This is a genomic window from Myroides phaeus (genome assembly GCF_009799805.1).
GTDB classification, from domain to species: Bacteria; Bacteroidota; Bacteroidia; order Flavobacteriales; family Flavobacteriaceae; genus Flavobacterium; species Flavobacterium phaeum_A.
On the sequence record NZ_CP047050.1, the window covers coordinates 2,073,559 to 2,087,515 of the forward strand.

General features: G+C 35.1%; 11 protein-coding genes. 8 read left to right on the forward strand and 3 right to left on the reverse strand.

Features of this window, described 5'->3' with window-relative positions; genetic code table 11:
- Positions 1 to 30: 30 nt before the first annotated feature.
- Positions 31 to 2,625, reverse strand: a complete 2,595-nt coding sequence (locus GQS07_RS09270) for a tetratricopeptide repeat protein (protein ID WP_158210546.1) — start codon at positions 2,623 to 2,625, stop codon at positions 31 to 33.
- Positions 2,626 to 2,930: 305 nt separating this feature from the next.
- Here GQS07_RS09270 and GQS07_RS09275 point away from each other — a divergent pair, with 305 nt between their 5' ends.
- Positions 2,931 to 4,958, forward strand: coding sequence for an ATP-binding protein (locus tag GQS07_RS09275; protein ID WP_158210547.1), 2,028 nt, complete (start codon positions 2,931 to 2,933; stop codon positions 4,956 to 4,958).
- A gap of 94 nt (positions 4,959 to 5,052) precedes the next feature.
- Here the strand turns inward: GQS07_RS09275 and GQS07_RS09280 are convergent, their stop codons facing one another.
- Positions 5,053 to 6,531 (reverse strand): catalase, encoded by a 1,479-nt coding sequence (locus GQS07_RS09280; RefSeq protein ID WP_158210548.1) that lies wholly within the window; start codon positions 6,529 to 6,531, stop codon positions 5,053 to 5,055.
- 293 nt (positions 6,532 to 6,824) lie between these two features.
- Between GQS07_RS09280 and GQS07_RS09285 the strand changes: the two genes are divergently transcribed.
- From GQS07_RS09285 to GQS07_RS09310, 6 genes are all read left to right on the forward strand, one after another.
- On the forward strand, positions 6,825 to 7,586 hold the full coding sequence (locus GQS07_RS09285) for a GNAT family N-acetyltransferase (RefSeq protein ID WP_158210549.1): 762 nt from the start codon (positions 6,825 to 6,827) through the stop codon (positions 7,584 to 7,586).
- 191 nt (positions 7,587 to 7,777) lie between these two features.
- A complete protein-coding gene (locus GQS07_RS09290) occupies positions 7,778 to 8,830 on the forward strand; it encodes a tyrosine-protein phosphatase (protein ID WP_158210550.1) in 1,053 nt (350 codons plus the stop codon).
- 81 nt (positions 8,831 to 8,911) lie between these two features.
- Positions 8,912 to 9,523, forward strand: a complete 612-nt coding sequence (locus GQS07_RS09295; RefSeq protein ID WP_158210551.1) for a hypothetical protein — start codon at positions 8,912 to 8,914, stop codon at positions 9,521 to 9,523.
- A 106-nt stretch (positions 9,524 to 9,629) separates the two neighbouring features.
- Complete coding sequence (locus GQS07_RS09300) at positions 9,630 to 10,220, forward strand: DUF4328 domain-containing protein (protein WP_158210552.1); 591 nt, start codon at positions 9,630 to 9,632, stop codon at positions 10,218 to 10,220.
- A 73-nt stretch (positions 10,221 to 10,293) separates the two neighbouring features.
- Positions 10,294 to 10,992 (forward strand): hypothetical protein, encoded by a 699-nt coding sequence (locus GQS07_RS09305; RefSeq protein ID WP_158210553.1) that lies wholly within the window; start codon positions 10,294 to 10,296, stop codon positions 10,990 to 10,992.
- 40 nt (positions 10,993 to 11,032) lie between these two features.
- A complete protein-coding gene (locus GQS07_RS09310) occupies positions 11,033 to 11,749 on the forward strand; it encodes an SDR family NAD(P)-dependent oxidoreductase (protein WP_158210554.1) in 717 nt (238 codons plus the stop codon).
- A gap of 67 nt (positions 11,750 to 11,816) precedes the next feature.
- Here the strand turns inward: GQS07_RS09310 and GQS07_RS09315 are convergent, their stop codons facing one another.
- On the reverse strand, positions 11,817 to 13,298 hold the full coding sequence (locus GQS07_RS09315; protein ID WP_158210555.1) for a PLP-dependent aminotransferase family protein: 1,482 nt from the start codon (positions 13,296 to 13,298) through the stop codon (positions 11,817 to 11,819).
- 243 nt (positions 13,299 to 13,541) lie between these two features.
- Here GQS07_RS09315 and GQS07_RS09320 point away from each other — a divergent pair, with 243 nt between their 5' ends.
- On the forward strand, positions 13,542 to 13,853 hold the full coding sequence (locus GQS07_RS09320) for a Bor family protein (protein ID WP_090407025.1): 312 nt from the start codon (positions 13,542 to 13,544) through the stop codon (positions 13,851 to 13,853).
- Positions 13,854 to 13,957: the final 104 nt, after the last annotated feature.

A 13,957-nucleotide genomic window follows, 5' to 3' on the forward strand; every position in this document is an offset into this window, starting at 1 on the left:
ATGTTGTGTAACTTTTAAAAAAGGGTAGTGTTATTTAAACCATTTGCCTAACGTCTTTTTTAGAAAGCTCTTTTCTTTGTATTCTTCCGGTAGTTCAACCTCTTTTTCTTTAGCAAGAGCAATGTAATAGGCTAACTTCTCTGGGGCTTTGTTTTCCTCGTCTTTAGCGTAGATATCAATTAAATCTAAGATGGCAAGGTTGTACTCTTGTTGTAATGCTTTCTCTAAAAGAGGAATGGCCTTTTGACCATCTTGTTTTACACCATAACCGTAGCAATGCATTCTACCTAAGAGGAACGAACCAATATTGTCGTTGTTTTTCATATCCTCCTTGATGTACTTTAGGGCATTTTTATACTCTCCAAGCAAGTAGTAACAATCAGCAAGGTAATTGCAAACCTCGTATTCTTTTGTGTTCACTTGTTTGAAGTAGTGAATAGCCGTATTGAAGTCATTGTCTAAACCAGCGGCTCCATAATAGTAGATTAGCGCCAAGTTGTTATAACTGGTATTATTGCCAAGTTCAGCACCTTTAGTGTAATATTCAATCGCTTTGTGTATATCTTGTTCAACTCCAAACCCGTGTTCATACATATACCCTAAGTTGGTTACTGAGTACGGGTTATTGTGTGTTGCTGCCAATTCAAAAAGGTGTTTAGCCTTGTTGTAATCGATATAGTCGTCTTCCGTTAAATAGCGGTATCCTAACTCTTGAAGTAGTTCGCTATTGTTTACTGCCTCAGCCATTAATAACAACGCCTCATATTGTTCATCAAAGCTGTGGTCAGCATAATAATCTTTTACAGCATTAAGTTGGTAGGGGTCTAATTGTGCATAGTCATCAGCTGTTAAAACCTGTGTTTTCTCATTAAAATACGGATTAAACAATCCGACTTCACCATTAGAGTCGTATCGCAATTTACCCGCTAACAACAGTAGGTGATGCGTACTTATTGTTTGTATTTCATCGTTGTTACAAGTAAACACCGCATTGTCTTTGTACAATACAATAGTGTCGATGTCTTGTTCCAAGTTGTGCATTGTAATAAAGTCGTACTCATAAACAGACTCTTGTTCAGGGAGTGCAATTACGCGCAATGCCCACTTGTCTTTGAGTTTAGTAGCAGCAAAGCCGTTGGTTAGTATTTTAACCACGTCAATTGTTGTAAACGGTACAATCCATCGTTCTTCAATAGCATCAAAAATCCCTTTCTTCTTGCCAAGAGAAACGTGACATTGTCCAGCGCCAAGGTTCATCCAATAGTCTATATACGTATCTATTTTACAGTTCATTGGCTCTAAAACATACTTTGCCTTTTTGTGGTTGTAAATCCCCTTTAGCTTGTCAGTGTACACGATGACGCATTCATTCGTAACATATTGTACGTGTTTGATACTCTCCAAGACCAATTCGCCTTCAAACGTAATCAAGTTGTGTAATTTCGGATTAACGTCAGACGGGACAAGTAAGTGGTTTTCGATATCGCTATTTCTCACATCTGCATAAGCAAACTTGCCTAAGTAGTGATGAGATCTACTATAAAAATCGCGCTTATTTCCCATAGAAGTACAGAAATAAGAGTAGTGATATTCAAAAGGAGAGTCGCCTTTAAACGGAATAAGTTGTTCTCCTGCAAAGTTGTACACTGCGTAGTGACTGCCATTGTACACATTGTAGTAATACGGGTATAAGAACTCAACCAATTCATACGCAAGAGGAATCAAGTAAGTGTGAGAAAGCAAGTTTAGAAGTCCCCATTTCCCATCTTGACACACTGCCGCCACAGTAAGCGTACGGCTTGTATCTTCGTTGCCTTGCTCGTCAAAGAAGTCTTCAATTTGAGCAGTTCCCACATCGAAATACAAAGGTTTAACAACCTCTACACCAGTTTTATCTATAAAACCAAACAGTTCATCACGCTGAATAATAGCTAAATTAGGCTCTGTAAACTCGCCTATATATCCATAAACAGCCTCAGTTATCTTTTTGTTGTCAAAAGTTGTTAGTCCATACAACTCATTCTCTTCATATTGTAAGCAGTCGTAATCTTTTTCAAACGCTATTTCTAACCAATCCCAACCAAAGTTAGCATTGTCGTTGTTGAGGTATTCCTCAAATGTAGAAAAAGGGAAATAAGACTGACCGATAACTCCGCGATTGATGTGTTCACTATCTAATTCAAGGTCTATAATATTAGCCAATTCCTCTGTGTACAAGGCAATTTCAGCTGAGAATGCCTGTGCTTGTTTTTTATGACTCTCCTCATTCATATTGTACACATCCGTTCCATCTAAGCGAAAGTAGTCATACGGCAAGTTTTGAAAATAGTACAATTGACGCTCATACGACTGAAGGTACTTTGCTTGATCAGTAGTAGGAATAAGGTCTACTTGCTGTTGAATCCACAGGTGAAATTTTTCAAACAAAGGCAATGCTTCCTTTACATTAAAGAAAAGGTCTTTAGACGATTTAAAACCGAATTGCTTTAGTTCACTCTTAGTAAGCGGATGTGCAAAAAGAGGTAAGAAGAAAAGAGGAATCACATAATTCCATTCCCCCACTAAAGATTCGTCATAAAATTCCTGATCTAAGGAAACATTGTAGATATATAACCGATGTGCCATAAGTTGTAATATGAATTAAATAGAAGTTCACAAAAAGAACGGGGGCGAAAGATATTTAAATAATGTGAAAATGCATATTGTTTTTTTTTGTATCTTAAATAGTTAGATATAAGATGTAAATAAAGAGTCACCTTTGTTGTTTATAGCGTTGTTTAAAAGGAGGAATTACTCAAATAAGTGATAAGCTATTTCATCTTCGTTTTAAATAACGGCATAGATGATAATTAGGTATTGTAGGATGCTATTATCTTATATCTTTGCAGAATTTATTACTAAAAAAATATTTTATTAACTGTTAGTGTTCAATGTCTATTCGAAGTGTTTATCATAGTTTGTTCTTGATATTTTTTGCAGTACTCATAGGGGTTAGCTGTACAAGATCTACATCACTACACGATTGGACAGGTGAAGAACAAGAGCGTTTTCTTACAGCTTACGACAGTTTTAGTAAAAATAATATGTCTCAACTTCAAAGAGATTCTTTAGATAACTTTATTTTATATTTAAAAAACACACAAAGTAACAGAGATTTTTTAGCTACCTATATCAAGCAAACTGATGCCGATAAAAAGTATGTTGATTTATATGCAACCTATGCGAGAGTAGCAAGGGATACGCAAGGAATCGCAAAAAGCTATTACTTATTAGGAGAGTTCTTTGATCGCAATTATTTAATTGATAGTAGCTATTACTATTTTAATCAAGCTAAATATAGTTATAGAAAGTTACACGATTCTGTTAATCAGCAAAAAGTGACGTTAATAATAAGTAATATTTTAGCTGATAAAGGAGTTTTTTCTGAGGCAGAACATCAAATCCATAAAGTAATTTCTCTAAATAAACATACTGTTTCTAACTATGATTTATTTAATCAAGAATATTTGTATGCTAAAATTGTTTTAGGGTTAGAACAGTATACCGAAGCAATTAATCGGTTTAATAATGCTTTAGATTTAAGTACTTCTAATGAAGTAAAAGAGTATTATTCAGAAAAAGAATTGCGTTTAAAACGTCTTGATATTTACAACTATTTATCAATTGCGCATATCAGAAAACACCAATTTACTGAAGCAGAACATTTTTTATCAGTCGCTTTTGATGATTATAAAATGTTAGATAAAGAAGATAATATTGAGCTATATTTAAAAATAATACACAATTTTGCGGTTGTTAAATTAGCCAAAGATGAAAATGAATTAGCATTAAAGTACATCAAGGAAGCGTTAACGTTAAATACAAAATATAACTATATTAAGAACAAAAAGTTAACAGACGTTTTATTAGTTCAGTACTATTTTGAGATCGGAGAGATCTTTACAGCCAATACTATTCTTCAAGAATTATTAGAAGATGCTATAAAAATAAATGATTATAAACTTCAAAAGGAAGCACTAACTGTTTTATTGCAATATGATACAGAAAACTCAAAGGATAATTTTCAGCGATATTTAGAGTTAGATAATATCATTAATAAAAAGCAAACAATAGTTAGAAATAGATTTGCTCGTTTAAAATATGAAGCAGATGATCTACTTCAAGTAAATGATAAATTACACAATCAAAAGGATACTATTGTTATTCTTTCGTTTATGGTAATTTCATTTATTCTTATCGTTGTAATTGCTTTTTTTATTAAGAACAAAGTAAGAGAAATAGCAACAATTAAAATGTATCAACGCGATACAGAGCGTTATTATAAATCTGTAATTGATCATCAAAATGCTATTGCTAAAGTCCAAGAAGCTGAAAGGAGGAATATAGCAAGAGAATTACACGATGGCGTATTAAATAAATTATTTGTAACACGTTTTTCTCTGATGCAATTGGAGCAGGAGAATATAGAAGAAACAAAAGGTTTACTGGTTAAAGAGGTTCAAGATGTTGAAAAGTTTATACGCGATAGTTCATACGCATTGTCGAATGAAAAGAAACTGTTTGCCAGTAATTTTAAACAGCTTATTATCGAAATGGTGGTGTTACAAAATCGAAATACAGCTATTCAGTTTGATATATTTATAGACCCAAGAATAGAGCTTGAAAGTTTTTCTCATCGCTATAGAATAAGTATTTATCGCATTGTTCAAGAAGCATTGAACAACGTACAGAAGTATTCTAATGCTAAGAATTGTTATGTGTCATTTACATATAAAACAGATACTTTAGTAGAAGTAAGTGTTGAAGATAATGGAAGAGGATTTGACGTATATACTACAAGAAGAGGAAAAGGATTGAATAATATTCAAGATAGGTTAAATGCCTTAAATAGTAAATTAGTATTGACAAGTACAGTTGGGAAAGGAACAACATTACTATTTTTAGTAAAGATTAAATAATCGGTAAAAGGTTATAATAAAATAAGGGTACTTTACAATTGTAAAGTACCCTTACTCGTTTTAACGCTAATAAAATTAACTTTGGAAATATATATTATGAATTCATATGTTTACTAACGTCAAAGTTTAATCCTTTTGCAATACCCATTCCAAGTTCCATATCTGCTCTGAACCAGTGGCATAATTGACGACCAATGATTTCATCGCGTTTCGGACCATCAATACCACTCATAGCAGCAACAATATTGTTGATTGTATTTTGTTTTGCTTCCGGTGTCATGATGCGGAATAAATTACCTGGTTGAGAGAAGTGGTCATTTTCACCTTCTGCATTTCTGTCAAAACGATCAGCCATAGTACTTTGTAACTCTCTCGCTGGTTCTTTATAACTTGGGTCAGCCACAATGTTGTCAAAACTATTAGGGAAATAGTTAGGCTCACTACCACCATTACCATCTACGCGCATGTACCCATCTCTTTGGTAATTGTTAGTTGCAAACGGACAACGGTTTACCGGTATCTGCTCATAGTTAGCACCTAATCTGTAACGTTGTGCATCTGGATAAGACAAGATACGCCCTTGTAACATTTTATCAGGTGAGAATCCAATACCATCTACAATGTGAGTAGGAGCAAAAGCAGCTTGTTCTACATCTTGGAAGTAGTTAGCAGGCATTCTGTTTAATTCCATTACCCCAACATCAATAAGAGGGAAGTCTTTATGAGGCCATACTTTAGTAACGTCAAACGGATTTACCTTAGCATTGTTTGCTTCCTCCATTGTCATTACCTGAATTTTCAAGTTCCATTTAGGGAAGTTACCACTTTCGATATTATCGATTAAGTCGCGTTGTGCATAATCCATATCCGTAGCTCTCATTTGATCAGCCTCAGGACCAGTCAAGTTTTTAATACCTTGTGCTGTTTTAAAGTGAAACTTCACATAGACAATCTCGTTGTCTTTGTTGATCATAGAATAGGTGTGACTACCATACCCATTCATATGTCTATAACCAAACGGAGTACCTCTATCAGACATTAAAATCAACACTTGGTGTAAACTTTCTGGGTTAAGAGACCAGAAATCCCAAACCATTGTAGGTGATTTTAAGTTTGTATGTGGGTGTCTTTTTTGTGTGTGGATAAAGTCAGGGAACTTTTTAGCATCCTTGATAAAGAACACAGGGGTGTTGTTTCCAACCAAATCCCAGTTACCATCTTCTGTATAGAACTTCACAGCAAACCCACGTGGGTCACGCTCAGAGTCAGCAGAACCTTTTTCTCCACCTACTGTTGAGAAGCGAACAAATAAGTCTGTTTTCTTTCCAACTTCGCTAAATACTTTAGCTTTTGTATATTTTGTAATATCGTTTGTAACTGTAAACGTACCAAATGCACCAGCACCTTTTGCGTGTACAATACGCTCTGGAATACGCTCTCTGTTGAAGTGTGCTAACTTCTCGTGTAAAATATAATCTTCTAATAATACTGGACCTCTTGCTCCAGCAGTTAATGAATCTTCGTGATCAGTGTACGGTCTTCCAGAAGCTGTTGTCAATTTTTTAGTTTCCATAATTAGTTATTTTTTGTTTTTTTCTATACCACAAATATAGGGTGGTAAAGAGTTGATTACCAGTTGTTGTTATATTTTGTATCAATACACGAATAAGTATAATCTATCAGTAAAAATAAAATGATAGAAAAACCATATATAATGTATAACCCTTGTAGAATATAGGGTTCGCTTACTAAATTACAAATAATTTTTTGAAACTACTTTATTCTCTAATTAATTGATTTTATTCGATTTAATAGCATTATATTTAGTACGTTGAAAATAACATCGCAATTTGCACTGATAATAATATGGAAAATAATCAACTTACTTTCTTTAGATCATTAGAAACTAATTCCCCAGCCTATACTAATTTAGTGGAGCAAGTGAATGAGCAAAGTGTTTGGCCAAAATACATACTACAAGACCGCAATAATCTAAAATATTGGGATAAACTCTATGAGGTGTTTCCCGTATATCAATTCTTTCTTTTAGAGGGTAATCGCGTAGTAGGTAGTGGCAATTGTGTTCCCTTATACTTAACCCCAAAAGAAAAAGAGGACTTACCTGATGAAGGGTGGGACTGGGCGATAGCTAAAGCCTTTGCTGATTTTGAACAGGAGTTGAAACCAAATACCCTTTGTGCGTTGCAAATTAGTGTTGATCCTGCTTATCAAGGAAAGGGCGTGAGCAAACACTTGATTGATTATATGAAGGGAATTGCTGTTGAGAGTAACTTCTCTGATTTTATTCTACCAATACGACCTACGTTAAAACACAGGTATCCGTTGCAACAAATGGATAGTTATATGCAGTGGATTAACAATAGAGGACTTCCTTATGATGCGTGGATACGCAGTCACGTTAGAAATGGGGCAACCATAGTAAAGGTGTGTAACAAAGCAATGGCAGTAGAAGGTACGGTGTTAGAATGGGAGGCGTGGACCAACTTGACGTTTCAGACATCAGGTGAGTATATTCTTCCGTTTGCATTAAATCCGATTAAAATAGATATGGCATTGAATAAGGGAACTTATGTAGAGCCTAATGTTTGGATGCGCTATGCATTATAAAGTGTTATTCAACATTAAAATGCTGCATTGGCATACTTAAAAAGCAAAATAATTACTGTTATAGTACACAAGCGAGTTAGATTGTAAGCTCGCTTTTTTTATGGCTTATTTAGATTAGAATTCTCTAATAACAAAGCAAATACCGAGCTTTTCCGATTAATATCAGTAAATTTGAAGTAAACCACTTAATTATGTTTAGTAATAAATATTTAGTTATAGCAGGAGCATTTCTTGCCTTACAAGGATGTTCTTATAAAACAACATACCAACCGATTCAATATTCGACGCTTGATAAAGATAATCCTACGATTGTAAAAGATAGAAAAGGTTATATAGCGCATTTTGACAAGGGAGATCAAGTGCTTTTAGGAGATTTAGCTGTTGATTTCCATTCAAAGATGCCCGTTCGTTTGCCTGATACACAACGCAAAGTGTACACTGTTGTTCGCCAAGGTGATACCTTACAGGTGGCTAATCGATTGGTGAACTTCAAAAACGTGATCAACTTTAGAGATATAGGAGGACTTAAAACGAAGGATGGTAAAATCATTAAGTGGGGGAAAATATACAGAAGTGGTCACTTAAACAAGCTTAAGAAGTCGGAGTTCATCCAGTTTGAGAATCTTGGATTATCTACGGTGATTGACTTACGTACAGACAAGGAAATAGGCAAGAAACCAGACCATATTCCCTCTCGTATGAAGTACTTTAACTATCAAGCGTATGACGATTCTGAAGATATGTTTAGCAAAACACGTAAAGACGTGATTAAAGGACGTGTATCACCAGAAGTGTCTAATGAGTTAGTTAAGGAGTTTTACGGTTTATACGCAACACACGATGTAGAGAAAGTACGTACTATTTTGAACACAATTCTCGACAATGACAAATCAACCTTGTTTCACTGTTCAGCCGGAAAAGACAGAACAGGTATGGTAGGTGCTATTTTATTGAGCATCTTAAATGTGGACAGAGAGGTGATTATCAATGAGTATTTGTTGTCTAACAATTACAGAGAAAATGATGTAGCTAAACGCATGAAATTAGCAAAGTTTGGCAAGTTATTCTTCCACAATATCAACTATGAAGTGATTGAGAATTTCTCGTGGATTAAACCAGAGTTTATTCAAGCAATGTTTGATGAGATAGATAAACAATACGGCTCAATGGATAATTATATAGAGAAAGGGTTGAAAATCAGTAAAGAACAACGTGAAGCGTATATTGATAAGTTCACTTATTGAGAATAAAGTCAACAGAAATATAGCATTTACTATTGTTAAAAAATACAATTGTATTAATTTAGTCATATAAAAGACGCGAGTATGAAGAAAGTAGTCTTAGCGTTTTGTGCCTTTTTAAGCTTTGTTAGCAGTCAGGCACAGGAAGCAACATTTGGTCAGAAAATAGGAAAACTAATGGAACTTGCTACGGCAGAACCAGCAGATAACACACAGATAAGAGGAATATTAAAAACATTAGCTATTGCTCCAAAAGAGATGCAAGAAGCTGCAATGGACTATAGTATTTACGACGATTTTGAAGGAGATACGTTGTACTACATCCCTTATCGTCAGGCAGATGAACCTCGTTTTTCTGTTGAAAAGCTAAAGCAAAAAGATAAGTTGTTTTACACTATGCAGTTTTTAATTAGCAGTTCATACACTAAGAATCAAAAAGGAGAAGTAAGCTATACAGATCCTGCTTATTTGTACAATGCTACAGTAGAAGAGTTAATGCCTTATTGTACAACACCTATGACGTATAAAAACGGAAAAGGAAACAATCCGGAGTCGCCTTTACTAAGTTGCGTTTACACCAATCCAAACAGCAAGAGAAGGCTGATGTATTGGGTGGTTTGTGATGAACCAATTGGAAAAAAAGAAGGAAATAGAATTAAAGAAATCAAAATCCAGAGTATCGAACTTTGGAGGTAAAAAAAGTATACGAATGCTATCATCAAATGCAATCAGGGGTAAGGTATTGCACTACGCTATATTAACACAAATCACAACAACATTCGCGGCTCTTAACTGCTATCTTATGCAGTTTTGGGTGGTTAAACAATTAGATGCAGGCGTACAGTTTGTCAATAGAGAATTACTGCGCTTAGAGAGTATTACAAATATTGTAGTCGCTTTATCTGCTTTGTCAGGACTATTTTTATTGGTAGTTTTTGTGTTGTGGTTGTACCGTGCGTATGCCAATATGGAGAAATTAGATAAGAATATAGATGCTCCGAAACTGATGCTAATATTCGGATGGATTATTCCGATTTACAATATGATAGTACCTTTCCGCTGGATAGATAAATTGAATTACAGCACGTATTTTCAGTTGAGAAGAATGCAAGTTCAAGGAGGTAAACTAATTAGTTCTAATTTGTTGTTGTTTGGATGGATTGCAGTGATTATAGCCAGCTTTATTCGCGGTTATATGCAAAAGAGAAGTGTAGATATGGAGTATGATACATTGATGCAATTAGGAATAGCTAAAGAGGTTTGTGTATTGACGGGAATCTTGGTGATGAGCTATTTTATAAGTAATTACAGGAAATTAGAGCAAAAATTATATACAGCAAGTCTTGAAAAACTACAAGATGAAGACGAGTCTATTGCTGAGGTAATCGAGTAAGCTTAGGTGCATTGCTCATTGACAAAAAGAGCGTCAATAACGGATTAAAAAGAACTATTTTACTTAGTGCTACATGGCAGGAAAACAAGCTTTTATTCAAACAATTCACAAAATAGGCGAACCCTATCTTGCACAGGGGTATGTCTCAACTCAAAAGGGACAAGTGCTTAAGGGCAACGCTATGTCAGGTACTTTCGAGTATCAGATTAAGTTTCAACCCATTGAGAGTGATCCCAAAGAATACATCACTTTATCGTGTACAATTGTCATTCTTTCAGAACAATTGCGCGAGTGGCGTTTTAAGAAATACCGCAGTAAAGATATTGCTACTTCAACCGTGTTTATTGCCAATTTAAAAGAGATTATTCCCGTTCAACCTAAGTTGTTTACGTGGGAAATAAAGGACAAGAAACAAGAGGAGTTTGCGCTGTCTATCACCACTTTTTTAGAAGAATACGTCAATCCGATTTTTACACTATTTGAAGACACTCAAGATGTTGTCAACCACGTTATAGACAATGGTTGGCGTTTAAACGAGTATATGTCGTCTGGCGATTTCGTTTTTCCAATCGACTTTATGTGTTGTTTTGCCAGTAAAAGTGACGTACAGCGCGCCTTTAACAATTACGTTAAGAGAGAAGGACTATCTTCGCAAGTGAAGCGCGTTTACAAAGAGATGAGTTCCCCTAAATACAAAGGGTTTATCGAGAGTAATTCCGCCAACGATAAAGTGTTTCAATTAGCTTATTTAAACGGTATTCAACTCGTTTAGACAAAGCAACTTGATGCGACTTTTTTAAAACGATCAATCTATGAAAAACAAGAGTTATTTAATATATGGAGTTAGCAAAGGCTTAGGTCGCGCTATTGCCCACGGCTTGCCAAAAGACAACGACATTGTGTACGGTGTTTCAAGAAGTAAACCAGCAGATGCAAAAGACAATTTAGTGTGGGTTCCCGCTGATTTGAGTCAACCCGAAACAGCCGTTAAAGCGGTTGCTGAGGTGTTACAAGAAAAGCAGTTAGACTACCTTATTTACAATGTAGGAATATGGGAGCAGATGGCATTTACAGCCGAATTTGACGTAGAGCAATGCAGTGATGCGGAGTTAATCAACCTTATTCAAACCAACGTAACCTCGTGTATCTTGGCATTGAAAGCCTTTGTCAAGAACCTACGCTTATCGTCAAATGCTAAAATTGTATTGATTGGTTCCACTTGGGGCTTAGACAATCACAACGGAAAAGAAGTAGCCTTTTCAGCATCTAAGTTTGCTTTGAGGGGAATTGTACATTCGATGCGTGAGACTTTGCGTCAAGACAATATTGGTATTACCGTTTTAAACTTAGGGTATTTAGCAACGGAATATGACTATACCGTTGATTCCGATATAATTGTAGAAGAAAACCAAGCGAGTTTAATACCTTTAAGCGATGTTTTACAAGCAATAAAGTTTGTTTTGAGTACATCTAAAGCAAGTTGCGTAAAAGAAATCAATATGCCTGCTATGCAGGATATGAACGTATAAAAACAAAGCCTAAATGTTCTTTAGGCTTTGTTCTATTAATCTATTTTTGTTATCTCTGACGAAAGTGCTACTCATTCATCACGTGATATAGTATATCCAAACTCTGTGCCATTTCTTCCTTCGTTAAATGTCCGAAGCCAAGTCGCATAGCAGTCAATTCGCGATTTTGATACAAGAGTGTTTTTGGAATAAGCAGGTTGTTTTGCAAGCACTTTTTGCTCAACTGCAATAGATTTAACGGCTTTTTCCATTCTGTCCACACTGCTAATCCCCCAGAGGGAATGTCAAATTGCACATCCTCCCCAAAATATTGATGCAATAAGTCGCAAAAAGTGTCACGTCTTTCCTTGTAAATTTTTATAGATTTTTTGAGAGAGCGGAATATTTCCCCTTCTTCAATCAGTTCTCCCAATACCTGTTCCATTAAAACATCCCCTTGTCGATCTATAAGTCGCAAGTGTTTTTGCATTTCTACCAACACACTTTCTGGGGCAACAATAAACCCCGTTTGAAAACTTGGAGCCAATGATTTACCAAACGAACCAATATAAACGACCATTCCATTTGTGTCTACACTTGCCAGTGGTAAAACCGGACTCTTATCATAGTGAAAGTCGTAATCATAGTCGTCTTCTAAGATGATAAAGCCATATTTATTAGCCAATTGCAATAGCTGTACACGTCTTTGGGCACTCAAAGTAACCGTAGTAGGGTAATGGTGGTGTGGTGTTAAGTATAACATGCGTATTTTGTGTTTTTTACACATATTTTCCACCGCATTAGCATCAATTCCCTCTTTATCAATTGGCACTGTCAGTATTTTTGCCCCCGCCTTTTGAAAAGTCATATTGCTTGAAAAGTAGCTCAAATTAGCCACAATAACATTGTCGCCTTGATTTAAAAGTACCTCACAAGCCACGTAAATACTCATTTCAGTACTTCGCGTAATCAATATATTATCCTTGCTTACGTGTAGTCCACGGGACAAATTCAAGTAGTTAGCCATACTCTTTTTAAACGCGTCATTACCCTCATAATTAGCGTGTCTCAGCTTTTTTTGGTTGCTTTTTCGCTTTAAATTGGCGCTGTAATACGACGATAACTGTTCGATTTGAATAATGCGCGTATCAGGTAACCCATCGTTAAAAAGAAAGTCGCTATGGCTATGTTCATACGGAGTATCCAGTAAATTACTCTTGTTAAAATCATAGCCAGGAGAAGAGGGATAAGTTTGTAAATAACTCGCCTCATCATCAGTAAAACGCATCGGTTTGTCTGCTTCTTTTTCAATGATAAACGTACCCTTATTCGGCTTCGTTTCTACCCAACCCTGTGCTGTTAGTTCATCGTAAACCGCTACAATAGTATTGCGGTTAACCGATAGTAATTCAGCCAATAATCTCGAACCAGGAAGTTTAGTTCCCTTTGGCAAAAAATCGCGTTGAATGGCATTGCTAAACTGGTTGGCAATCTGCATATAAATAGGCGTGCTTGAATTGCGGTCTATTTGAATAAAGCTCTGATAAGGAATTTTAACTGGACTACTCATAGTATAAATTATAAGCAATTAAATATTCCGGCAATTTACACTTTTTATGCTTTAAACAAGGTTAAGCAAAGTATATTTTTTAGGTAGTTAGTGTTCTTGTTTTAATAGGCTTTTTACTTTGTAAAATCCGAATTTCAAAAGATAGAGTTGCTTCTTAACTAAAAAAGAGTTTAAATAATATTTATTAGTTTAATGTGATTTTTTTATTATGTTTGCGATTAACAAAATTTAACAAAATATAAAATGAAAAAAACTACTAAATTTTTAGCCTTAGCTTTATTAGCTGTATCAATGACATCTTGTTATACTGGAAGAGTAGCTGTTGGAAGTACAGATATTAATGACCCAGTTTATAAAGTGAACACTGTAAAAAATCATGCTTTAATTGCAGGATTAGTTCCTTTAAATGATGGACATAAAGCTAGTCAATTTGTAAAAGAGAATCCTAATTATATTGTTAAACATCAGATGAGCTTTGTTGATGGATTATTAGGTTTCATTACTTTTGGAATTTACACTCCAACTACAACTACATTTTATTTGCCTGCTAAATAATTAATTATTAGCCGAATTTAAAAGTACACTTAAGAGTCTTTTCTTTTTGAAAAGGCTCTTTTTTTATTGAAAGGGTTTACCTTTCCCTCACTGGTCCGTTGTTA

Excerpts from the sequence above, each read along its gene's own strand:
- GQS07_RS09300 (WP_158210552.1), top strand. The coding sequence starts at position 9,630 with ATGCAGTTTTGGGTGGTTAAACAATTAGATGCAGGCGTACAGTTTGTC.
- GQS07_RS09290 (WP_158210550.1), top strand. The coding sequence starts at position 7,778 with ATGTTTAGTAATAAATATTTAGTTATAGCAGGAGCATTTCTTGCCTTA.
- GQS07_RS09310 (WP_158210554.1), top strand. The coding sequence starts at position 11,033 with ATGAAAAACAAGAGTTATTTAATATATGGAGTTAGCAAAGGCTTAGGT.
- GQS07_RS09305 (WP_158210553.1), top strand. The coding sequence starts at position 10,294 with ATGGCAGGAAAACAAGCTTTTATTCAAACAATTCACAAAATAGGCGAA.
- GQS07_RS09295 (WP_158210551.1), top strand. The coding sequence starts at position 8,912 with ATGAAGAAAGTAGTCTTAGCGTTTTGTGCCTTTTTAAGCTTTGTTAGC.
- GQS07_RS09275 (WP_158210547.1), top strand. The coding sequence starts at position 2,931 with ATGTCTATTCGAAGTGTTTATCATAGTTTGTTCTTGATATTTTTTGCA.
- GQS07_RS09285 (WP_158210549.1), top strand. The coding sequence starts at position 6,825 with ATGGAAAATAATCAACTTACTTTCTTTAGATCATTAGAAACTAATTCC.
- GQS07_RS09270 (WP_158210546.1), bottom strand. The coding sequence starts at position 2,625 with ATGGCACATCGGTTATATATCTACAATGTTTCCTTAGATCAGGAATTT.
- GQS07_RS09320 (WP_090407025.1), top strand. The coding sequence starts at position 13,542 with ATGAAAAAAACTACTAAATTTTTAGCCTTAGCTTTATTAGCTGTATCA.
- GQS07_RS09280 (WP_158210548.1), bottom strand. The coding sequence starts at position 6,531 with ATGGAAACTAAAAAATTGACAACAGCTTCTGGAAGACCGTACACTGAT.
- GQS07_RS09315 (WP_158210555.1), bottom strand. The coding sequence starts at position 13,298 with ATGAGTAGTCCAGTTAAAATTCCTTATCAGAGCTTTATTCAAATAGAC.